The organism is Desulfurobacterium pacificum (assembly GCF_900182835.1).
GTDB lineage: Bacteria > Aquificota > Aquificia > Desulfurobacteriales > Desulfurobacteriaceae > Desulfurobacterium_B > Desulfurobacterium_B pacificum.
Map to the genome: position 1 here is coordinate 1 of NZ_FXUB01000001.1, position 21,848 is coordinate 21,848.

Sequence of the window (21,848 nt, forward strand, 5' to 3'; positions counted from 1 at the left end):
CTCAAGAGGCTTTAGAGCCTATGATACATGGAGTCCTTGTCCCTCTTTCGCTTTTTGTAGTTTTAACTCTAATATAAACTAATTTTTTGCAGGAGATTAGATATGGTTAAAGAGGAACTTGCCAAAGAATTCCCGCTGTTTTCTTCGTTTTCTGAAAAAGAGATAGAGGAAATTGCGAAGTATCTTAATTATGAAGTATTTCCGGAAGGAGAAGTTCTCTTTGAAGAGGGAGACCCGGGGGACTGGATATTTTTTATAGTAAAAGGTAAAGTAGGGCTTTTCCGTTCTGACCCTTTTGGGAACGATGTAAAAGTGGCTGCAATTGATGCCGGGACTCCTTTAGGTGAGCTTTCTTTTTTCAGTGACCATTACCATTCTTCTAAAGCGGTTGCTTTGAAGGAAACTCATGCCTTAGTTCTTGATAAAGAAGGGTATGAGAAGTTAAAGCAGGAAGACCCTGCTCTTGCTGTTAAGTTACTTGAAATGATAACACGCGTTATAGCTGAAAGGTTGAAAGAGATGAACAAAAAATTTGTGGACACAGTGTGCTTTATATGGGGTGGACCTAAAGGTTAGTATAATTGTGCCCACGATTTTTACAGGGGAGATGGTTTGAAGGAACTTCTAAAGAGGATTCCTAAAGTAGATTACTTTTTGAATGATAAAGATTTGTTGTTTCTTTTGGGGGACAAGCCCAGGTATCTTCTTCTGAAAGCTATAAGAGATGTTTTAGATGAGGTAAGACAAGATATACTCAGCGGTAAGAAAGTAGAGCCTGAACCTGATTTCCTTAAGGAAAAGATAAAGCAGAAGCTTAAGGGTTTTTTGAGACCTAAACTTCACAGAGTTATTAACGCCACTGGAGTTGTTCTTCATACCAATCTTGGAAGAGCCGTAATATCTGAAGAGGTAGCAGAATATTTAAAAGAACTTATTACCGGTTATTCAAATCTTGAATATGACCTTCAAAAAGGGAGGAGAGGGTTAAGGTATAGGAATTTAGAGTGGATATTAAAAGAGCTAACAGGAGCTGAAGACGTTTGTGTTGTAAACAACAACGCTGGAGCAGTTCTATTAGTTCTCTCGGCTCTTTCTAAGGGAAAAGAGGTTGTTGTTTCAAGGGGTGAGCTTATAGAGATAGGTGGTTCTTTTCGTATCCCGGAAGTTATGGAACAGAGCGGTGCAATTCTGAAAGAGGTGGGAACGACAAATAAGACACATCTTAGAGATTATGAGAACGCTATTTCTGAAAATACAGGGCTTTTGTTAAAGGTTCATACAAGTAACTACAAAATTATGGGCTTTACTGCTTCTGTTTCCACAGAAGAGCTTGTTAGATTGGGGAAAAAGTATGGCATTCCTGTTTATGAAGATTTGGGTAGTGGAAGCTTTATAGATGTGAGGAAAATAGGACTTTCTTACGAGCCTACGGTTCAGGACGTTCTTAAAGCTGGCGTTGACGTTGTTTCTTTTAGCGGTGATAAACTTTTGGGTGGCGCTCAGGCGGGAATAATATTGGGTAAAAAGCAGTATTTAGAAAGAATAAAGAAGCATCCTTTGAATAGAGCTTTACGTATAGATAAAATGACTTTAGCGGTGCTTGAAAATACGCTTGTCTACTATCTTGATGAAAAGTTGGCTTTTGAGAAAGTTCCTACGTGGCGTTTGCTTTCTCAAACCCAAGAAGAGATAAAGAGGAAAGCAGAAAAATTAATTCAGTTATTGAAAGAGAAAAATTTCCCAGCCAGAATATCTTTAGTTCAAGATACTTCAGAAGTTGGTGGTGGAGCTTTACCTACTCAACAGCTTCCCACCTGGTGTGTTGCTGTCCATCTTTCTCCTGAAAGACTTGATGAGGTTTTAAGAGGTCAGGAGATACCTGTTATAGGAAGGATTAAAAATAATCTCTACCTTCTTGATATGAGGACGGTAATGCCTTCGGAGATTTCCGCCCTTTCTGAAATACTTCTAAAGGCTGCAAATTCGGTGAAAATGGTATAAATAATAAAGGTGAGTAAAGTGTTGAGGAGAAAATAGTGGTAAAGAATAAAATTTTTGCTTTTGCTATAGGTGTTCTTTGTTCTCTCTCTTTGAGTTCTAAGGCGCAAGACAACAATTTCTCTTACTATATGGTGGAAAAAGAGTTAGAGGTCATTTCCGCTACGAAAGAGTACGTTTCTTATACTTCAGTTCCAAGATATATGAGAGTAATAACTCGTGAAGAGCTTGATAGATGGGGAGTAAGAAATCTTTTTGATTTGTTGAGGAAGTTTCCTGAGTTCTATGTTAGAAAAACGGAATTCTACCTTAATGCTGTTGGAGCTTTAGGGCTAAAACAAAGTTACTTTTCAGAGAAAGTGCAGGTGCTAATAGATGGCATTCCAATGATGGACCCTTCAACTGGTTCTTCTTTTAGTACTAACAATAACTTTTCTCTTGATAACGTTAAAAGAGTAGAAATCGTTTATGGACCTATGACTTCTCTTTACGGATTTAACGCTTCTTTGGCTATTATTAATTTGATAACTTACGATTCTGATGACCTTAATTTCAAGACCGGAACTTATGTGAATACTGATGGCTCAAATGATAGTTATTTTGTGAAAACCTTCAATTCCAACCATTGGAAGGGATTGTTAAGTTTGGATTACAACGAAGAAAAAGGTCCGTACAAAGAGTATACAGACCCAATCTTTGGTTTAAGCTCTTCTATATCTGCGTATCATAAGCACTTTACTTATTACGTAAAACTTAAGCACGATTCTGGTTTGTACTTTAACTTTTACGGCGTTAATAGAGATTCAACGTTTCCTATTTCTTTAACAGGTTTGATAACTGATGGTGATAATACCTATACAGATAGAGTTGCTTATATAAATAAGATAGGTTTGAGACGTAGTTTTGGTGAAATAAACGTAGATACTTCACTATTTTACAATTGGTTCTATTTAAAGAGGGGATATAACATCTGTCCTGCTGATTATCCTTATTGTGCTTCCATAGATTCTTCTGGTTTAATTGCCACTGAAAAGAGATACGTTAGAAACTACGGAGTAAACACGGAAGTTTCTTTTAGAGCTGCTAACGGAAAAGTAACGACAGGTTTTGAGCTTTCTCAGGTGGATATGTATAAAACGGAGATGGCTGCTAATTTTATACCGGCAACAACTCTTACTGCTCTTTTGTTAGGTAATAAAACTGCTGTTCAGACGTTCCCGTATAGAGAACTTTCAGATGAGGATAAGATTCTTGATGAAGCGGAAAGGACTATAGTATCACCTTATTTTCAGTACTTCTTTAGTGGAGAAAGATATTCTGTTCTTACGAATGTAAGGTGGGATAGGTCGTCAGATGTGGGGAGTACGCTGTCTTACTCTCTCTCTGGAATGTTTAAGGCTTCTGAAAGAACGTTCTTGAAATTGAACGTTGGTAAGTCGGTAAGGATTCCGTCTTTTGAGGAGATGTACATTAAAAACAATCCTGTCCTTTTGGGTAATAGAGATTTGAAATACGAGAAAATTTATTCTTTTATGCCTTCGGTTGAATATACAGGTGATACTTTCAAATTTTCTGCTCTTTTTTACGTTTCTTTAATTAGAGATATGATTTATAAGAGGGAGATTTCTAAGATTACACGTAAGTGGGATAACGCCTCTGAAGATGTGAGAGTAAAAGGTTTTGTTCTGTCTTTGAACAAGAATTTCTTTGAGGGGGAGGTTTATGGGGAATTGGGGAGGAGAATGAGTTTCAAAGGGATAGAGGGAACTTCCTGTGCTGAATTTCCCTCTTGGAAAGGAGTTGTAGGTTACTCTTTAATTCGTCAGAAATTTGATTTTGACGTTAATACTGAGGCTTATTCAAGAGTAGGAGACGTTCCAGGATATTACCTGGTTAATATGGTTTTTACCTTTAAACCGATGCGGTATGCAAGTTTAGGATTGAGAATTGATAACTTGCTTGACAGAAAGGTTCTTTATCCTGTATCCTCTGGCGCGATTGAAGGGGAAGGGAGAATTTTATGGTTAGGTTTAGATATTTTATTTTAATAGTACTTGCATGCATTAGTTTTTCCCCGATTTTCAATCGGGATTCTTACGCTGCCGATGTATGTATTATTGATTCGTACAAAATAAAGATAACACAGAAAATTAAAGACCAACTTTCTATGGTTCTATCTCAAAATGGGAATGTGTCGTATGCTAATTATGGAGATACTCGCCAATGTAGAGTAAAGATAATATTGGGAACGCCTGGAGTAGTAAAAGAGTTAAAGAAGGCTTCTCCTTACGAAAAGGTAATTTATACCTTTGTAATGTTTCCTGAAGTACTGGGTCTTGATAAGAAAAAGAATTTTTATGGGGTGAGGATTTTTCCTCTTCCTATGAGGACTATAAACAAGTTTTTCTCTTATACTGGTATGAAGAAGAGGAAAGTTGCGGTTATTGTTAGTAAAATGAATGAAAAAATAGCTAAGAAATATCTGCCGTCGCATTCTTTTGATATTCTTCTTATAAACTCTCGGGTTGAAGAGGCATTTCCAAAGTTAAATAAGTATAAATACATTTATATTTTTCCTGACCCGGAAGTTTTGAAGTTAGTTAACGTATTAAGCCTTGTAAATTACGCAAAACATACTGGTAAAATTCTTATAGCAGGGTTACCTGATTTGGATAGGTACGATATCAATTTTATATACGCTGTTGATTTTCCGGCTTTAACGAGAGAGTTGATTAAACTTACCAGAGAGAATCCGAAAAAGCACATACTACCGTGTCCTGCGAAGGTTAAAGTATGGGTTTCTCGTTAAGAGGGCTATTCTTTCTTGTAATTCTTTCTTCTATAGCTATCGGTTCTTTACTTGTTTCTTTTTTTTCTATACGTTTTTCTAACGATGCTGCGAATTTTTACCGTAAGGATTGTAAATACATAACTTTTTTGGCTGCAAAGAACCTGCAGTACGCTTTGAGTTTGTATGCTAATGATGCAATTATCTATCAAAACTTACAGAATATTCAGTTTCGTTTACAGGATTCTGAAGCTGCATACCTTGAATATAAGGGGAAAAGCTACATTTATCCCGATAATAGAATGGATTTGTTAAAGATTTTTGATGTATGTAAAAAGGTTGACCAAGAGAAAGTTATAGAAACCGATGCAGGTATAGTTGCCTGTTATCCGTTAAGAGAAGAGCTTGCTTCTCAATTACTTGGAAGACCTAAAAGAATAGGGACTTTTGCCATTCTTTTCAAGAAGGAGTTTTATGAAAAGGTAAAGAAAGATTGGTTGTTAAAAATTGGTATATCGTTTCTGGCGCTTATTATGGTTTTGACGGGAGGGTATATCTTTTTCTATAAAAAGATTGGTAGAGATTTGAACGTTCTTGATGAAATAATAGCAAAGGTGAATGAGTTTATAAATTCTGAGAAGAAAGAGGATGAGGATAAACTTCTTGAGGAGCTTAAAGATAGGGTAAGACGAATATTCTTTAAGGAACTTAGAGAAATAGCCAGTTTAATATATAAACTTTCTTACCGATTTGTGGAGTTGAACAACAGGCTTAAGAGAGAAGCGATAGAAGACCCATTAACTGGTCTTTATAATAGGAATTATCTCAAGAAGATTGCTAAGAATTTTATTTCTCTTGCTAAAAGGGAGAATATTCCTTTTTCTGTTGCTATTATAGATATAGATGATTTTAAAAATATTAACGATACTTACGGGCATCAGAAAGGAGATGAAGTATTGAAGGCTTTAGGAGATGTAATAAAAAGTAGAGTTAGGGGTTCTGATGTACCGATTAGGTATGGGGGAGAAGAGTTTTTAATTCTATTTATGAATGCTGGTAAAAAGGAAGCTGCTAATGTTCTTGAGGAGATAAAGGATAAGTTTTCTCAGATAGATTTTGGATTCAGAAGGAGAGTAACTTTTAGTGGAGGGGTGGCTTCTTTTCCTGAAGATGTCGCCGTTTTAAATTCGCTTGATGATTTAATTGAAATAGCCGACGAGAGATTGTATACGGCAAAGAGATTAGGTAAGAACAGGATAATTTGGTATTAAGGAAAAATCCCCGGCACCTTCTAACTAACCGGGGATTTCATCTTTCACGTCTTCGTAAGATTTATAACTCTCATCAGAAAGAATAGAGTCAATAAACTTGTCTATGTCTTCTTTCTCCAAAAATGTTCCTGTTAAAAGACGACCTGTATATTGGTCTGCTTTAATTTCCCAGAACATGTAGAAATCTGGATAAATAGCTTTTATCTTTTTGTACGCAACGCCATACTTTGAAGGCTTTTCCGGGTTTTGTTCAAGGAAAAAGTGAGAAGGGGAAACTACTATTCTCAGTAATTCTACGCCTGTTTTCGTAACTATCTTCTGTAACCTTAGTTCTTTACTTTCTTTTACTCTCATCTCTGCTGACACTCCTTGCATAAGAAGTAGTCTGTAGCTGTTTCAGGGATTTCTTCCGCTTTCACAGGATGACCGATTTTCTTAGGTTTTACGCCTTTAGGTGGAGGCGTTTTAAGAGCCTCTCTCCTTGCAGCTATTATGTCTTCACACGTTATGTCCCTTGGTATGTCAAGTATTTGGTTGGGGAAAATCAGGTGAGGATTTTTAATCTTATCAAGGTTGGCTTTATAAATGAGAGGCCACTGCCAAGGGTCTCCATAAATGTAGTCTTTGGAAGCAATTCCCCAAAGAGTATCTCCCTTCTTAACGGTGTAAGTTTTTGGTAGAGCGTTCCACTTTTCAAGCATAGATTCGCACTCGTTAACTTTAGCTTTTACTGCAGCTTCCAGTTCGGATAGCTTCTGCATCAAAGCTTCTCTTTCTGCGATTTCCTGCTGTAGTTGTTTTACTTCTTCCGAAAGCGCTCCATACCTTTCTTCAAGCTCTTTCTTTTTCTCTTCTAACATTGAGAGTTCCTGCTGACACTTTTCAAGCTTTGCCAGTAGCTCTTGGTGTTCTTTCTTCGCTTCTTTGTATGCCTTAATTAGTGATTCCGGGTAGAAAGCAAAATCTGGCGGATATAAAACGTACTCTTCAGTTGGATTTGGGCATCCAGCCTGTGCTACTCCTAATCCTGAAAGCATAACTATTGAAAAAGCGGCGATTAGTTTTCTCATTTGTTACCTCCTGAGTTCCTCTTGTAGCTGTTGAATTTTGCTTATTAACTCATCTTTTGATAGATAGGAAGAGAGCTTTTGAGTTAAAGACTCTTTTTCCTTAGTTAGTGAGTCAATTTGGGAGTTTAGCGATTCTATCTCGCTTTTGAGTTCTTCTTTCTTTTCACAGCAGGAACTTAGTTGTTGCTTTAGCTCCTCGTTCTCTTTTTTAAGTTTCTGATACTTAACAGGCAAGGTGTCCTTCTTCGTTTCTGCTTCTGGCTTTACGGTACACACTCCTGCAAGAGCAACACTGGAGCTTAATGCTATTCCTAAGAACGCTATAGCCAATTTTCTATACATATTCCCTCCAATTAATTGTCTATGTTTAGCTTACTTTTCAGTATAGCATTTACGTTTTAATAGTCAAGCTTTCCAGCTTCGTTTTTCTATCATATAGTAGATTACTGGAATTACCACCAACGTTAACGTGGTGGATGCAAATACACCAAAGAGTAGAGATATAGCTAATCCTTGGAATATAGGGTCAAGCAGAATCACTGCAGCACCAACCATTGCAGCAGCTGCTGTTAGAACAATCGGTCTAAAACGTACTGCTCCTGCTTCAATGATGGAGTCTTTCAATGGTGCGCCTTCTCTCTTTCTCATCAAGATGAAGTCAACTAATATGATGGAGTTTCTTACAACAATTCCTGCAAGGGCTATAAATCCAATCATTGAAGTTGCTGTAAAGTATGCGGTTTTGCCTAAAAGTTTTGACATTATCCAGTGTCCGGGAACTATACCTATCATCGTCAGTGGAATAGGTATCATTATTATCATTGGAATTATGAATGACTGGAACTGACCAACTATTAGTAGATAAATCAGGATTAACGCTACTGCAAAAGCTGCTCCCATGTCTCTAAACGTTTCGTAGGTTATCTGCCATTCGCCGTCCCACTTCATCATAGGTTTAAAGTCGTCTTTCGGCATTGATGGCGGGATAAACGAGTATTTAAGTTTGTAGCCGTCGGGGAGTGGATGTGTAGAGAGGTAGTGGTTTATCTGAAGTATTGGGTATATCGGCGCTTCATACTTTCCTGAAACATCTGCTATGACGTAAGAAACAGGATGTAAGTTTTTGTGGTAGATGGTTTTATCGGCAAGAACTTTTTTGACTTCTACCAGCTCTTTTAGTGGAATGAGCTTCCCTGTTTTACTCATAACTGAGAGGTTTAGGATATCTTCTACGTTTTCTCTTTGGTTCCTTGGAAGCCTTACGAAGATGGAAACGGGGTCTGAGTCGTACTGGGTATGAGCTTCGGAGACAGAAGCACCTTTAAGTGCCATGGAAATTGTTTGGGCTATTTGGGCTTCCGTTACGCCGGATTCTCTTGCTTTTCTCCTCTTAACTTTAAATTCGTATTTGTAGTAGTCTGCGTCAACTAACGTATCTACGTCAACAACTCCTGGAGTTTTCTTAAATATCTGTTCAACCTCTTTAGCTATTCTTCTTCTAACGTTGTCGTCCTTGCCGTAGATTTCTGCAACTAAAGTGGAAAGAACGGGTGGACCTGGAGGAACTTCAACAATTTTTACGTTGGCTTTCGGATTTACCTGTCTTGCTACTGCTTGAATTTTAGGTCTTTCCTCTTTTGCTATGTCGTGTGATTGCCTCTTTCTTTCGTGCTTATCTATAAGGTTTATTCTGATATCTGCTACGTTTCCGCCTTTCCTTAAATAGTAATGTCTTACAAGTCCGTTAAAGTCAAAAGGAGATGCTGTACCGATGTAGGCTTCAAAGTCTTTAACTTCTGGTATCGTTTGTAAATAGTTTGAGATGGCTTTTACTACTCTTGCTGTTTCTTCCAAAGAGGTGCCTTCAGGCATATCAACAACAACTTGGAATTCGCTTTTATTGTCAAAAGGCAGGAGTTTGACTACTACGTGTTTTGTAACGAAGAGAGAAACTGCACCTAACATAAGTATTACTACTGTTACAAGAAAGACTGCTCTTTTAAGAGAAGAATCAAGGAGAGGTCTGACTATCTTGTTGTAGATTTTGTAGGTTCTGGTTTCTTCTAAAACTAACTTTTCTTCTTCTTTTTCCGATTCTTTGCGCAGTAAGTAGTAAGCAGCCCAAGGGGATATAACAAACGCTACAATCAGGGAGAAGAACATAGCTATTGATGCGTTTACTGGGATGGGTCTCATGTAAGGTCCCATAAGACCGCTGACAAATGCCATCGGGAGAAGTGCAGCTATTACTGTGAAAGTTGCAAGGATTGTTGGGTTCCCGACTTCTGCAACAGCGTAAATGGCTGCTTGAAGCGGCGGCATCTGTTTCATTTTTAGGTGTCTGTGTATGTTTTCAACTACAACAATTGCGTCGTCAACCAAAAGACCCAACGTGAAGATAAGAGCGAACAGTGTAACTCTGTTTAACGTATAACCTGTAAGGAGGTCAACGAAGAGGGTTAAGGCTAACGTTGTTGGTATGGCGATAGAAACGACAAACGCTTCTTTTATTCCTAATGTTAGACCGATGAAGATAACAACGGCAAAGATAGCTACACCTAAGTGGAACATAAGCTCTTTGAACTTGTCTTCTGCAGTTTTGCCGTAGTTTCTGGTGACGGTTACGTGAACGGAGGGGGGGAGGATTTTGCTTTTTACATCTTTCACTTTGTCAAGAATCTGCTGAGCAACAACAACGGCGTTAGTTCCTTTCTTTTTAGCTATGGCTATTGTCACTGCAGGGAATTGGTTTCCGTGTTCTTTAAGAAATTCTTTGCTTACACCGTCTTTTTCGGCGTGGGGACCAAAACCTATATAAACGTAGTTGTTGGGGTCTACAGGAGCATCAACGACTTTTGCTACATTTTTTAAATAAACAGGTTTTCCGTTGTAAACAGCTATTACTAAATTTTTCAAATCGTCTAACGTTTTTATGAATTCTCCTGCTTCAACGGGAAATTCTTTATCTCCTTTGGTTATTTCTCCTGCAGGTAGTTTAAGGTTTGCCGACTTTATTGCTTGTGCTACCTGGAGTAATGTTACGTGATAGTTTTTAAGTTTATTTTCATCTACTATTACCTTGAACTTTCTTGTATCACCACCAATTATCCAGGCTTTTGAAACGTTTTCTACTTGCTTAACCTGAAGGCATAGTTCTTTGGCAAACTTCCTGAGTTCGTAGGGGGGGAGTTTATCGCTCCATAACGTTAGCGTTACTATAGGTACATCATTAATATCCATTGGTTTGACTAAAGGTTGAAGAGCGCCAGGAGGAAGCTTGTCAAGGTTTGACATCAATTTGTTGTAAAGTCTGACTAATGCGTCTTCCATATTCTCGCCGACTTTGAAGCGGGCAATTATTAAAGCCATGTTAGGCTTTGAGATGGAATAGACGTAGTCCATTCCTTTTATTTCCCAAATCAACTTCTCAAATCTCGTTGCTACTTTCCTTTCAACCTCTTTTGCTGAAGCACCAGGATAGGGAATGAAAATATCAACCATGGGAACTACAATCTGAGGTTCTTCCTCTTTTGGAGTAAATACTACGGCTGCAAAACCTATTAAAAGAGAAGCCAACAGGAACAGAGGAGTTAACTTTGACGTTATGAACTTTTTAGCTATGTTTCCTGCTATACCAAGTTCCAATCTTTTCATCTTTTACCTCTCTACCTTTGCTCCATCGCATAGGTTTTCTATGCCTGTCACTGCTATTCTGTCTCCGGGACGCAAACCGGAGATAATCTCAACTTTTCCGTCTATCTTTCTTCCTGTTTTAACGTATCTTAGATGAGCAACATTGTTTTTATCTATTACGTAAACGTATTCAAGAGCGCCTACTCTATATATAGCTGATTGGGGAATTAGGATTCTCTGCTCTTTCTCTTGAGGAATAAGGACGGTTGCGTACATTCCAGGAATTACGTTTTTGTAGTTTTTAAGCTTTAGTTTTATTGCAAATTTATGGGATATAGGGTCGGCGTCTTTGTCAATTTCTACTACTGTAGAAGGAAAGCTTTCGTTGTTTATTATCGTTGTTAGAGAGTCTCCTACTTTTAGTTTGTCTGCGTATTCTGAATCTATTAATGCCTTTACCTGGAGAGGGAAAGTGCCCACTTTCAAGATTCCTACGCCAGGAGATACTAAGTTACCTTCATCTGTTAATTTTTGTAAAACTACTCCATCAACTGGTGATTTCAAATACGTAAAAGATACGTAAGCTTTAGCCTTTTCAAGCATGGCTTTTGCCTGTTCTTTTTTCGCCAAGAGCTGTTTTTCTTTTGCTTTAAGTTGTCTTTCTTTCGCTTCTACAGCTTTGAGGTTTGCTTTAGCCATTTCGTACTGAGCTTTTACTTCGTCAAATTTCTGCTTTGAAACAGCGTCTTCTTTGAGCAGGTTTTTAAACCTGTTGAACGTTTTTTCGGCTAAGTTGAAAGAAGCTTCAGCAGCCTGTTTTTTTGCTTTTACTTCTTCAAGGGCGTTTTCAATCTCTTTTAATCCGGCTTCCGCCTCTTTTATCGCTGCTAAAGCTCTTTTAACGTCTGGAGTTAGAGCTTTTTTGTCTATTACAGCTACAGTTTCTCCTTTTTTGACGTTGTCTCCTGCTTTTACCTTTATTTTTAACAAGTATCCAGGGACTTTAGGAGAGATGATAATCTGGTCGGAAGGGATTACTACTCCTGAAAATGAATCGTAATCCTTAACGTAGGAAGGCTCTACAGTTTGGATTGAAATACCTTTAACAGTTTTAAATTCCAGTTTTTCTGCTTTTTCTGAATGACCGCACGAGAAGAGTAGTAGTGCTGATACGCCTGTTAGTATAAGTTTACGCACCATTGTTTACCTCTCTGAGAATGCGTTTTTACGATAGATTATCTTATTAGAATTTATTGAGATGTCAAGCATTAAATATGGTTTTCCAAACAAGTTTATGTATAATTTACAGCCTCTTAAGTTACTGTGCTGGAGAAAATCATGAGAATTGAGTTACTTTCCTTTTCCTGTATTCCTTTAGATGAAGGGGAAGATGCCTTTTTAAGGCATTCTCATTTCTGTTTTTTAGTTGATGGTATATCTCGTGCCTGTTCTCATCAGCTTGTGAGGCATAGGGTAGCTTCTTACAGTCAGCAATCTCAAAGGTACGTTTCTATGAAAGACTTTCCTTACGTTAAGCCGAAAACTGTTGAAGGTAAAGTTGTTGAGATTGATGGATTAAAGATGGATTTTGATGGATTGATGAGATTTATAGGTAAGTTTTACGAGGCTTTGGTAGAAGAGGGAGTACCTAAAGAAGATGCCAGATTTGTTCTTCCTAACGCTTGTTCAACAAGAATAGTGTTTACTATGAATGGAGAAGAGCTGGTTCACTTTTTAAGGCTTAGAACGTGTAATAGAGCGCAGTGGGAGATAAGGGATATGGCTATAGGAATTTTAAAAATTCTTATTAAGAGATTTCCGAAAGTTTTTTCCAAGGTTGGTCCTAACTGTTATTATTTGGGATATTGTACTGAAGGAAAGAAGAGTTGCGGTAAGCAGGATGAAGTTAGAGCGTTCTTTTCCAATCTTTCATCAAGTTAGGAGGTTAGCATGGAGAAGCTTATAGAGAGGGCTGCAAGTATTCTGAAAAAGCAGAGCATAGAGAATTTTGATATATACGGCGTTGAGTCTAAGGGATTTAGTGTTGAAGTTAAAAGTGGAAAAGTTGAGAAGATAAAATCGTCCAATAAGAAGGGACTGGCGTTTAGGGTTGTTGTGGATGGGAGGTTAGGATTTTCTTATACTTCCGACGTTTCAGATGATGGAATAAAGGTTGCTATAGAGTGTGCGAAAGAGAACAGTAGAGTTGTTTCTCCGGATGAGTACTATTTCTCTATGCCTGCCAAAGCAGAGGAACTGTTCCCTCTTGCTGATAGTAGGTATGAAGAGATTCCGGTTGAGAGGAAGATAGATATTGCAAAAACTTTGGAAGCTAAAGCGTTAGAGTATAGTGAAAAAGTTAAAAGAGTTAGAAAGGCTTCTTATGGAGATGGTCTTTCTACTGTTTACTATATGAACTCAAACGGTCACGGTTTCTCTTACAGTACTACAAGCTTCTCTTTGAGTATTCTTTTAGTTGCTTCGGAAGGCGAAGAGTCTCAGATGGGGTGGGATTTTGAAACTGTTAGGTACTTCTCGGATATTAATCCTGATAAAGTTGCTACAAGGGCAGCAGAGAACGCCGTTGAACTTTTGGGTGCACGTCCGTTAAAGACAGCTAAATTGCCTGTGATTTTTAAGAATACTGTTTTTGCTGAACTGATAGAAGCTCTTTCTCCAGTATTTTTGGGAAACAACGTTTTAAGGGGTAAATCTCTTTTTGCTGGAAAATTGGGTTACGAAGTGGCTAACCACGTTTTAACTATTTACGATGACCCGACAGTTAGAGATGGTATCGGGAGTATCCCTTTTGACGATGAGGGTATTCCTACCAGGAAGAAAGCTGTAATAGATAGAGGAGTTCTTAAAAATTATCTGTTAGATACCTATTCAGCTAAGAAGTTGGAAATGGCGCCTACAGGGAACGGTTTGAGAGCTTCTCTTTCTTCTCTTCCTCAGCCTGGTATAACCAATTTGGTAGTTGAAAGAGGTGTTTTGGATTTTGACGGTCTTGTTCGGACACCTGAAGAGGTGATAGTTGTTACAGATGCTATGGGTATTCATACTATAAATCCCATATCAGGTGAATTTTCAATAGGTATAAGCGGAGTTTACTATAGAGATGGGAAAAAAGTTCAGCCTGTTACTGGAATGACTGTTGCAGGAAATATTAGGGATTTATTGTTTGGAATTACTCAAGTTGGAGCTGATGAAAGGTGGTTGGGGAACGTTTCAACTCCATCTGTTCTTATTAAATCGCTTACTGTAAGTGGGGAATAGTGTAATGAAAAACGTGAGGAGAGAAAGGTTAAAATCGCTTTTAATAAGAGAGATTTCTGAGATTATTCGCCGTGACGTAGACCTTCCGGAAACGCTTTTCGTGACGGTTCAGGGAGTAGAGCTTTCCAAGGATAATTCAAAAGCTACCGTTTACATTTCTTCCTTGAAGAAAGAGGATGCGTTACGCGCCGTTAATATTCTCAACAAGGCTGAAGGGTATATTCATCACCTTTTGGGTAAGAGATTAAAGATGAGGGTTGTTCCAAGACCTCATTTTGTTGTTGCTCCGGAGGTGTTATTTTGAAAAGTTTATCAAGAGAAGAAATGGCTGAGCTTTTAAAGTCTCTGTCTGGAAAAATCCTCATTACCACCCACAAAAATCCTGATGGTGATGCCATAGGAAGCTCTGTAGGCTGGAGGAATTTCTTAAAGAAATTAGGAAAGAACGTTAAAGTTATTCTGAGGGATAGAATTCCTTACTTTTTTGATTTTATCCCTGGAATTAACGACGTTGAAGTAAGGGAAGAGATATCTGAAGAATTTGATTGGGTGATAATTACAGACGTTTCTGAAGCTAAAAGAACGGGGTTTGAATCTCTTCCTGCTAAAAGGTCAATAGTGATAGACCACCATATAACAGCAGAGCCGTTTTCTGATTACTACATAGTAGAACCTGAGATTTCAAGTACTTGTGAGCTTTCCTACCATATAATGAAACTAATTGATGAGTCTCTTATAGATAGAAACGTAGCTCTACCTATCTATACAGGAATAGTTACAGATACGGGTAGTTTTAGCTATACAAACACTTCGCCTGAAACACACCACGTTGCTTCGGAGCTTATAAAGAGGGGAGCGGAGCCTTACTTAGTAAGGAGAAACATTTTTGAGAGAAATCGGATAAACAGGTTTAAACTTCTTGAATTGGTTCTTAGAACTTTAGAGTTTGCCCTTGAAGGTAGGGTTGCTCATATAACGGTTTATAAGAGGTTTTTGGAAGAAACGAAGGCGTATCCTGAGGAAACTGAGGGGTTTATCAACTATCCTCGCTCTATTGAGGGTGTGGAAGTGGCTGTCTTTTTTAAGGAGATAGAGGAAGGGAAGTGGAAGGTTTCTTTAAGGTCAAAGGGTAGCGTTAATGTAGCTTTTGTGGCTAAAAGGTTTGGTGGTGGCGGTCACGTTATGGCTGCCGGCTTTGAAACGGAAGGAAATCTTGAAGATATAAAAAAAGATTTATTTAGAGAACTACAAGTTGAATTTGATAAAATATCAAAACTTTAATGGGAGGTGGTGGTGGATTTTCACGTTAAGGATTTGTCTCTTGCAGATAAAGGAAAAGATAGGATAGAGTGGGCAGAAATGGATATGCCCGTTTTAAGGAAGGAAATACGTGAGAGATTTTTGGAAGAACAACCGTTGAAAGGTATAAAAATAGCTGCTTGTCTTCACGTTACTACTGAAACGGCAAATTTGATGAGAACATTAAAGGAAGGAGGAGCTGAAGTTTACCTTTGTGCTTCCAATCCGTTGTCCACTCAGGACGACGTTGCTGCAGCTCTTGTAAAGCACTACGATATTCCAGTTTTTGCGATAAAGGGAGAAGATGAAGAGACTTACTATAAACACATAGAGGCTGTTTTAAACGTTAAACCTAACATTACTATGGATGATGGAGCAGACCTTATATCAACTCTGCATAAGAAACATAAAGAACTTATAGATAACGTTATCGGTGGAACGGAAGAAACAACGACCGGCGTGATAAGGCTTAAAGCGATGGCAAAAGATGGGGCGCTTAAATACCCTGTTATTGCAGTTAACGAAGCCCTTACAAAGCATCTTTTTGATAACCGTTACGGAACAGGTCAATCAACTATAGATGGCATTTTGAGAGCGACAAATAGGCTGCTTTCCGGTTCTGTTTTCGTTGTTGCCGGTTACGGCTGGTGCGGTAAGGGCGTTGCTATGAGAGCTAAAGGAATGGGAGCAGAAGTAATAGTTACTGAGGTTGACCCTATTAAAGCCATAGAAGCGAGAATGGACGGTTTTAGAGTTATGCCTATGTCTGAAGCGGCAAAGTTAGGAGACATATTCTGCACCGTAACTGGCAACATAAACGTTATAAGGGAAGAACACTTTAAAGTCATGAAAGACGGCGCTATTGTTTCTAACTCTGGTCACTTTAACGTTGAGATAGATATTCCTGCACTTGAAAGAATGGCAGTTAAGAAGCGTAGAGTTAGAGATTTCGTTGATGAATATACGCTTGAGGATGGTAGAAGGATTTACCTTTTAGCTGAGGGAAGACTCGTTAACCTTTCTGCTGCAGAAGGACATCCTGCTTCTGTTATGGACATGAGTTTTGCCAATCAGGCGCTTTCTGCTGAATATCTCGTGAAGGAAGGTAAAAACTTGAAACCTGATGTTTACGTAGTTCCGGGACATATAGATAGGAAGGTGGCTGAGCTGAAGTTAAAAGCTATGGGAATAGAAATTGATGAATTAACGCCAGAACAGATTGAGTACCTTAATTCCTGGGAGATGGGAACGTAGAATGGTAAATAGGGAATTATTGGAAAAAATAGACTTTGAGAAAGGTGGCGGGCTTGTTCCTGTTGTAGTTCAGGATATTAATACGAAAACAGTACTCATGTTAGCTTATGCAAATAAAGAAGCTTTGATAAAAACTATTGAAACAGGCTACGCTCATTACTACTCACGTTCCAGAAAGAAAATCTGGAAAAAGGGTGAAACGTCCGGTAACGTTCAAAAGGTTGTAAGAATATTTTTGGATTGTGACGAGGATACGTTACTTTATTTGGTTGAGCAGAAAGGGGTGGCTTGTCATACTGGAGAGTATAGTTGCTTTTTCAGAACGATTGCGGAGTTTGAGGATGAATAAGATGGGAGACGTTCTTGATAGATTGTACAGCGTGATAGAGGAAAGAAAGAGTACGATGCCTGAGGGTTCCTATACGGCTGAGCTATTTAGAGCTGGAGAGGACAGAATTCTCCAAAAAGTAGGAGAAGAAGCTATAGAGTCCATCTTGGCGCTGAAATCGGGGGATAAAAATCATGCCATATACGAAGTTGCTGACCTTATTTATCATCTAACCGTAGCGTTAGTTGATAAAGGTATTAAATGGGAAGATATAGGAGAGGAACTCAATAAGAGAATGAAGTAATGGCTAAAGTTCGTATTGAAAAATTGGAAGATTACATGTCTCCTGAAGATGTAGGGAGATTGCTGCAGAAATTTTTTATGCATTTAGGCTGTTCTTCTATGGTCTGGAATGAGAAAGGGGAGCTTAAATTTGTTGATTTCGTTACTCCTTACTGTCAGGAGATATATTCAAGGGTGCCTGAGCGGTGCGAAGAGGATAGAAGAAAACGTTTCAGGAGGGCTTTGCGTTTAAGGAGACCTTTTCTTCACAGGTGTTTTGCTGGAAAGTTGAACTACGTTATTCCGTTAATGGTTGAGGATAGGAACGACGTTTACTTTTTGGGAGTTGCCGGAGGGTGACAGGGGCTTGATAGGCTTTCCCGTGTGGAAAGGATAAAAATTAAAAAATTGGCTGAAGAGATAGGTGTTTCTCCTGAAAGGCTTCTTATGTTGGCACAGGAAGATTACGATTACGGTTGTAGAAGGAACGGGAATGTAGTAGCAAAGGATTTATCAAGAAAGCCTATTCTTATGTTTCAATCAAATCAGTTTCTTAAAGCTTTTAAAAGAAGAATCTTTATATCTCGTGATGAAAACTTTCCTAAGGACTATTTGGTAATTCTTAACAGGATAGAGGATTTCATTGCCGGAAGGTATAGTAAAAGGTATTTACCTTTGGATAACAGCAAACAGTTAGAAGTGATTTTTGATGCTTTTAACGACCTTGCCGATTCTATTAACTTTTTCATGTCTGTTGTAGCTCCAGAAAGGATTAAGTATTTAGCTTTTAAAGACCCGTTGACAGATGCTTACAATAGACATTTCCTATTAGAGCATATTAGGTTCTTGAGTAATTACAACGATTACTTTCCTGTTGGTGTAATTTTTATTGATATGGATGATTTAAAGAAGATAAACGATATGTTAGGGCATAAAGTTGGAGATATCTATTTGACAAAAGTTGTGGAAGCTATTAGAAATTCAACGAGGAATAGTGATAAGGTATTCAGGATAGGTGGAGATGAGTTTGTAGTTCTTGTTCCAAGGGCTGATAGAGAGATTTTAGAAAGGATAATGGATAGGATTTACAGGCAGATAGACTATATAAATAGAGTGGAGGAGTTTAATCCTCCACTTTCTGTTTCAATGGGTTATTCTATATGGAGTTCTCCAGAAATTCCATTTACTAAAGCTTTAGAAAAGGCTGATTTAAGCATGTACAGAAGGAAAAAAGAGGAATAATTACTTGCAAATCATTGGTCCTAAAGGTTTACCTGCGAAGAAGTGGAAATGTATGTGGTAAACTTCCTGCCCGCCATCTTTGTTGCAGTTTATGAGAATTCTATATCCTTTTTCATCAACGCCTAATTCTTTCGCTATTTTCTTTGCCACTAAAAATATGTGTCCTATAAGTTCTTTGTGGTTTTCCTGTAAATCATTAACGGTTTCTATGTGTTCTTTTGGGATTATAAGAATATGTATAGGTGCTTGAGGGTTTATATCGTGGAACGCCATTACTTTGTCATCTTCGTAAACGATTTTTGCAGGTAACTCTTTTTTAACGATTTTGCAGAATACACACATCTTTTACCTCCTACAGGTGTATCGGTAGTTTTTATAAAGTTTAGCAAAACTCATTGCAACTAAGGCAGATAGGTCGTAACCTGTTACGTAGTAACGACTTCCGTTAATTGCAAGGGAAGAAAAGGCTAATTTTTTGTTTCCTAACTCTAAAAAGCCTGTAAACCATTCACATCTACCTTCAGGATAGGTAAGTTCTGAAAGAGTGCCTGTCTTCCCGCCTATTGTCAAGTAAGGATACCTTCGCTTTAAAACTCTGAAGTACCGTTTATCGGAAGCTGTACCTACTTTGACGGTTAGTAGCATCATCTTTCTTATTTCTTGAGCGGTTTTAGAGGAAATTACGTTTCTGTCTATTTGAGGTTTGAATGAATATATTACTTTACCGTTTTTGAGAATTGTTGATATAAGGGAAGGCTTTAGCATAGTTCCGTTGTTTTCTATGGTTAGAGCGATTAAAGCTTCGTGAAAAGGGCTTGTGCGGGTCTCACCTAATCCTGCTGCAGTTAAGGCTAAATCGTTGTCATCAAGAGGTTTTCTTATTATTCCCCACGGGAAGTTGTAGTCGTGTCTGTTGAAGCCGAACTTTTTAGCGTATTCAAGGAGCTTCTCTTCGCCTAATAGTCTTCCCAAGTTGCCAAAGAATGGATTTGCTGAGGTGGCGAACGATTGGGCAAAGTTCCGTTTCATTTTATAAGGACTGCTTAACCATACGGTTGGAGAGCAGGAGTCTCCTTTACCGCCGCAGAGGAGGTTTGTGTCTGGCGTGGCTATTCCTTCTTCAAGGGCAGCTGCTGCAGTGATGATTTTGAAGGTTGAAGCTGTTGGAAAAGTGTTTTTAGTAGTTAAATCGGGGTAATCAATACTTGATACGGCGGCTAAAACCTTTCCTGTTTTTGGGTCTAACGCTACATAGGCGCCGTATTTTAGCTTATAGGTTTTAAAGATTTTTTTGACTTTTTCCTGTAATTTCGGGTCTATTGTGAAGATTATTGTGTAGTTTCCTGTTGTATATATGTATTTTCCGTCGGTGAGGGTGGATTTTTTGAAGAGGGAATACTGCATTTGAAAATTTGAGAGCAGCTTCTCAACGAACGTTTCTCTTTCTGAAGGCTTGGGTGCCGGTTTTTCTATTTCTTTTTCTACTTTTGTTTGGATTTGGGTTGAAGCTTCAACGTCGTCGCAGTTTGAAAACAATAGATTTATTGTGCTTGCTATTATGTAGAACAGAATACCTGTAAGTAACGGGTAAACAATAAGCTTGCGTCTTTCCATTTAAACCTCCACCTTTTCTGGACGTATAATATATGCTTGTGACGGAGGAAGCGATGAGAATAACAACTTTTCTTTTGCAAAAAGCCAAGTCTTTGACCGGAATTTCTGAAAGTTCGGAACGTTTAGGAGATTGGGAAAGCAGGGTTTTGGGTGTGTGGAACAGTGATTTTGAGGTTGAGGAGGGGGATTTTTCTCTTGCAGCTGTTGATGGGAGTGGTAATAAAAGAGCGTTTTCTGGGTATTGCGTTTACGCCGTTGGAGCTGTTGCTGTTGAGTTTTTCGGCGATGAGAAGAGGAAAGAGGTGTTTATAGCCGATGTTGATGTTTTAAAACCGGAGGAGTTTTCTGATGCGAGGATGAGGATTTTAATGGGAATCTTGGAAAATAAGGTGGCTTTGAGCGTTATTGATGAAGTTGATTATCTGCTTCTTGACGGTTCTTTGCTTGCTTCCTTTATAAAGCCTGCCGTTTTTGTTGGAGAGTTAAATGATGAAGAGAGAAAAAAGGTTGAGGGGATTTTTAAAGAGGTTAGAGGAAGATTTTCTTTAACGGGTATAGATGCTAAGAGTTATTACAGAGAACTTGAGAAGATTTTTGAGGGAATATCTTTTGCTGCGGCTTCAGGGTATCTTGAATATTTGGAGTACCTTTATTCTTTAGAGCTTTTACTGGAAAGAGGGAAAGGTAAACTAATTTCTGTTTCTAAAAGGTCAAATTCGCGAAATTACGGGTTTGACAGGTTTTTCCCAGACGCAGCGGTTCTCAACCACCTTCCGTACCTTGAAGGTTACAGTACTCCTTTAAAGGTTAGTATCTCTAAAGAAGTAAAGTTTCAATTTCCTGAAATGTTTGAGGAGGTTTTTAGGGACTTTGAATTTTCTGTGTTCTTCTATAAGGAAAGGAACTGTCCTGCTTTTAAGGTGGAAACGTTGGTTCCTTTGTCTGAAGCTTTAAAGGTTATAAGGAGGCACAGGACAGGTGGATATCCTTTTCCTTTAAAGATGGCGCATGATAATGTGAAGATTGGCAAGAAAGATATGGAAAAAGTTATTTACGCCTTAAAGCATAGGGGAGTTTCAGGGAGGGAGGCACTTGGGGAGTAGCAGAAAGGTATTTGTAGGAGAGAAAGCTTTAAAGTACGATGAGTTCTTTTCTACAAAGTATGGAAGAAAGGTTTTTTTGTTAGAAAAGGATTTAATGGCTTATTGTTTGAAAAATTTGAAGGTTTCGTCGGTTCTTGAGGTTGGTTGTGGAACGGGGGTGTGGGGGGAGTTCTGGAAGGACTATTTGAAAGCAAGATTTGTTGCAGGATTGGATATTTCTTACGATATGTTGAGACTTGCAAGGACTAAGGGATTTGGGGAATTATTGTTAGGTTCGGCAGAGAGTATGCCTTTTAAAGAGAAGAGTTTTGATTTGGTTGCTTTTGTTACGAGCCTTGAGTTTATTGAAAATAGGGAGAAGACAGTTTGGGAGGCTTTAAGAGTAACAAAGCGTTATTTGGCTGTTGGGTATTTAAACAGGTTTTCTTTTTTGGCTTTTAAGAGGAGGGTTAAGAGTTTTTTTCATAGGTCTGTTTATAAGAAAGCTCAGTTTTTGACTGAGAAGGAAATTGAAAAGTTAGTTGGAAGAGTTGCGGAAAAGATAGGTAAGTCTGTTAATTTGATTAAAGGGGGAACAACGCTTAACTTTTCCACTGAAAGATTTGTTAGTTTGAAATTAGAGAGATTTTTGAGTTTTAACTTGCCTTTTGGTGGATTTGGCTTTGTCGTTTTTGAGGTAGGTTGAGG

General features: G+C 38.3%; 23 protein-coding genes. 16 read left to right on the forward strand and 7 right to left on the reverse strand.

Annotated features, from left to right (window positions below; all coding sequences use genetic code 11):
* Window positions 1-102 precede the first annotated feature (102 nt).
* From QOL23_RS00005 to QOL23_RS00025, 5 genes are read left to right on the forward strand one after another with little or no spacing between them, the layout of a single operon-like run.
* Window positions 103-576 carry a Crp/Fnr family transcriptional regulator gene (locus QOL23_RS00005; protein WP_283399519.1) on the forward strand — a complete coding sequence of 158 codons (474 nt, stop codon included), beginning with the start codon at window positions 103-105 and terminating at the stop codon, window positions 574-576.
* A 36-nt stretch (window positions 577-612) separates the two neighbouring features.
* On the forward strand, window positions 613-2,001 hold the full coding sequence (selA, locus tag QOL23_RS00010; protein WP_283399520.1) for an L-seryl-tRNA(Sec) selenium transferase: 1,389 nt from the start codon (window positions 613-615) through the stop codon (window positions 1,999-2,001).
* A gap of 35 nt (window positions 2,002-2,036) precedes the next feature.
* The gene (locus tag QOL23_RS00015) at window positions 2,037-4,046 is read left to right on the forward strand and encodes a TonB-dependent receptor plug domain-containing protein (protein WP_283399521.1); all 2,010 of its coding nucleotides are present in this window, start codon (window positions 2,037-2,039) and stop codon (window positions 4,044-4,046) included.
* Window positions 4,019-4,807, forward strand: coding sequence for a hypothetical protein (locus tag QOL23_RS00020; RefSeq protein ID WP_283399522.1), 789 nt, complete (start codon window positions 4,019-4,021; stop codon window positions 4,805-4,807). Before QOL23_RS00015 ends, QOL23_RS00020 begins: the two co-directional genes overlap by 28 nt.
* On the forward strand, window positions 4,792-6,057 hold the full coding sequence (locus QOL23_RS00025) for a GGDEF domain-containing protein (RefSeq protein ID WP_283399523.1): 1,266 nt from the start codon (window positions 4,792-4,794) through the stop codon (window positions 6,055-6,057). The genes QOL23_RS00020 and QOL23_RS00025 overlap by 16 nt, the downstream gene beginning before the upstream one ends.
* 24 nt (window positions 6,058-6,081) lie before the next feature.
* Here QOL23_RS00025 and QOL23_RS00030 read toward each other — a convergent pair whose 3' ends face one another.
* The 5 genes from QOL23_RS00030 to QOL23_RS00050 all read right to left on the reverse strand — a co-directional run bounded on the left by QOL23_RS00030 (window position 6,082) and on the right by QOL23_RS00050 (window position 11,960).
* Complete coding sequence (locus QOL23_RS00030; RefSeq protein WP_283399524.1) at window positions 6,082-6,411, reverse strand: DUF7132 family protein; 330 nt, start codon at window positions 6,409-6,411, stop codon at window positions 6,082-6,084.
* Window positions 6,408-7,127, reverse strand: a complete 720-nt coding sequence (locus QOL23_RS00035; protein ID WP_283399525.1) for a LysM peptidoglycan-binding domain-containing protein — start codon at window positions 7,125-7,127, stop codon at window positions 6,408-6,410. Before QOL23_RS00035 ends, QOL23_RS00030 begins: the two co-directional genes overlap by 4 nt.
* Before the next feature lie 3 nt (window positions 7,128-7,130).
* Window positions 7,131-7,469 (reverse strand): coiled-coil domain-containing protein, encoded by a 339-nt coding sequence (locus QOL23_RS00040; protein ID WP_283399526.1) that lies wholly within the window; start codon window positions 7,467-7,469, stop codon window positions 7,131-7,133.
* Between the two features lie 63 nt (window positions 7,470-7,532).
* Window positions 7,533-10,781, reverse strand: a complete 3,249-nt coding sequence (locus QOL23_RS00045) for an efflux RND transporter permease subunit (RefSeq protein WP_283399527.1) — start codon at window positions 10,779-10,781, stop codon at window positions 7,533-7,535.
* Between the two features lie 3 nt (window positions 10,782-10,784).
* Window positions 10,785-11,960, reverse strand: coding sequence for an efflux RND transporter periplasmic adaptor subunit (locus QOL23_RS00050; RefSeq protein ID WP_283399528.1), 1,176 nt, complete (start codon window positions 11,958-11,960; stop codon window positions 10,785-10,787).
* A 138-nt stretch (window positions 11,961-12,098) separates the two neighbouring features.
* On the opposite strand from QOL23_RS00050, the gene thyX reads away from it, so the two are divergent.
* Genes thyX through QOL23_RS00095 form a run of 9 tightly spaced genes read left to right on the forward strand, consistent with a single transcriptional unit; the run spans window position 12,099 to window position 18,444 of the window.
* The gene (gene thyX, locus QOL23_RS00055) at window positions 12,099-12,701 is read left to right on the forward strand and encodes an FAD-dependent thymidylate synthase (RefSeq protein WP_283399529.1); all 603 of its coding nucleotides are present in this window, start codon (window positions 12,099-12,101) and stop codon (window positions 12,699-12,701) included.
* A 9-nt stretch (window positions 12,702-12,710) separates the two neighbouring features.
* Window positions 12,711-14,039 (forward strand): TldD/PmbA family protein, encoded by a 1,329-nt coding sequence (locus QOL23_RS00060; RefSeq protein WP_283399530.1) that lies wholly within the window; start codon window positions 12,711-12,713, stop codon window positions 14,037-14,039.
* Between the two features lie 4 nt (window positions 14,040-14,043).
* Window positions 14,044-14,343, forward strand: a complete 300-nt coding sequence (rbfA, locus tag QOL23_RS00065; protein ID WP_283399531.1) for a 30S ribosome-binding factor RbfA — start codon at window positions 14,044-14,046, stop codon at window positions 14,341-14,343.
* Window positions 14,340-15,320, forward strand: coding sequence for a DHH family phosphoesterase (locus QOL23_RS00070; protein ID WP_283399532.1), 981 nt, complete (start codon window positions 14,340-14,342; stop codon window positions 15,318-15,320). Before rbfA ends, QOL23_RS00070 begins: the two co-directional genes overlap by 4 nt.
* 12 nt (window positions 15,321-15,332) lie before the next feature.
* Window positions 15,333-16,592: an adenosylhomocysteinase gene (gene ahcY / locus QOL23_RS00075; protein WP_283399533.1), complete on the forward strand. Its 1,260-nt coding sequence runs from the start codon at window positions 15,333-15,335 to the stop codon at window positions 16,590-16,592.
* A 1-nt stretch (window position 16,593) separates the two neighbouring features.
* Window positions 16,594-16,941, forward strand: a complete 348-nt coding sequence (gene hisI / locus QOL23_RS00080) for a phosphoribosyl-AMP cyclohydrolase (protein ID WP_283399534.1) — start codon at window positions 16,594-16,596, stop codon at window positions 16,939-16,941.
* Window positions 16,934-17,224, forward strand: coding sequence for a phosphoribosyl-ATP diphosphatase (gene hisE, locus QOL23_RS00085; protein ID WP_283399535.1), 291 nt, complete (start codon window positions 16,934-16,936; stop codon window positions 17,222-17,224). Before hisI ends, hisE begins: the two co-directional genes overlap by 8 nt.
* On the forward strand, window positions 17,224-17,562 hold the full coding sequence (locus QOL23_RS00090) for a PocR ligand-binding domain-containing protein (protein ID WP_283399536.1): 339 nt from the start codon (window positions 17,224-17,226) through the stop codon (window positions 17,560-17,562). The genes hisE and QOL23_RS00090 overlap by 1 nt, the downstream gene beginning before the upstream one ends.
* A 24-nt stretch (window positions 17,563-17,586) precedes the next feature.
* The gene (locus QOL23_RS00095; RefSeq protein ID WP_283399537.1) at window positions 17,587-18,444 is read left to right on the forward strand and encodes a GGDEF domain-containing protein; all 858 of its coding nucleotides are present in this window, start codon (window positions 17,587-17,589) and stop codon (window positions 18,442-18,444) included.
* On the opposite strand, the gene QOL23_RS00100 is transcribed toward QOL23_RS00095, so the two are convergent.
* Together QOL23_RS00100 and QOL23_RS00105 are read right to left on the reverse strand one after the other, a co-directional pair.
* Entirely contained in the window at window positions 18,445-18,786 is a 342-nt protein-coding gene (locus QOL23_RS00100) for a histidine triad nucleotide-binding protein (protein WP_283399538.1), read from the reverse strand.
* Window positions 18,787-18,789: 3 nt separating this feature from the next.
* The gene (locus QOL23_RS00105; protein ID WP_283399539.1) at window positions 18,790-20,058 is read right to left on the reverse strand and encodes a penicillin-binding transpeptidase domain-containing protein; all 1,269 of its coding nucleotides are present in this window, start codon (window positions 20,056-20,058) and stop codon (window positions 18,790-18,792) included.
* Window positions 20,059-20,111: 53 nt separating this feature from the next.
* Between QOL23_RS00105 and QOL23_RS00110 the strand changes: the two genes are divergently transcribed.
* The gene (locus QOL23_RS00110) at window positions 20,112-21,161 is read left to right on the forward strand and encodes a DNA double-strand break repair nuclease NurA (RefSeq protein ID WP_283399540.1); all 1,050 of its coding nucleotides are present in this window, start codon (window positions 20,112-20,114) and stop codon (window positions 21,159-21,161) included.
* Complete coding sequence (locus tag QOL23_RS00115; protein ID WP_283399541.1) at window positions 21,151-21,846, forward strand: class I SAM-dependent methyltransferase; 696 nt, start codon at window positions 21,151-21,153, stop codon at window positions 21,844-21,846. The genes QOL23_RS00110 and QOL23_RS00115 overlap by 11 nt, the downstream gene beginning before the upstream one ends.
* The last annotated feature ends 2 nt before the right edge of the window (window positions 21,847-21,848 follow it).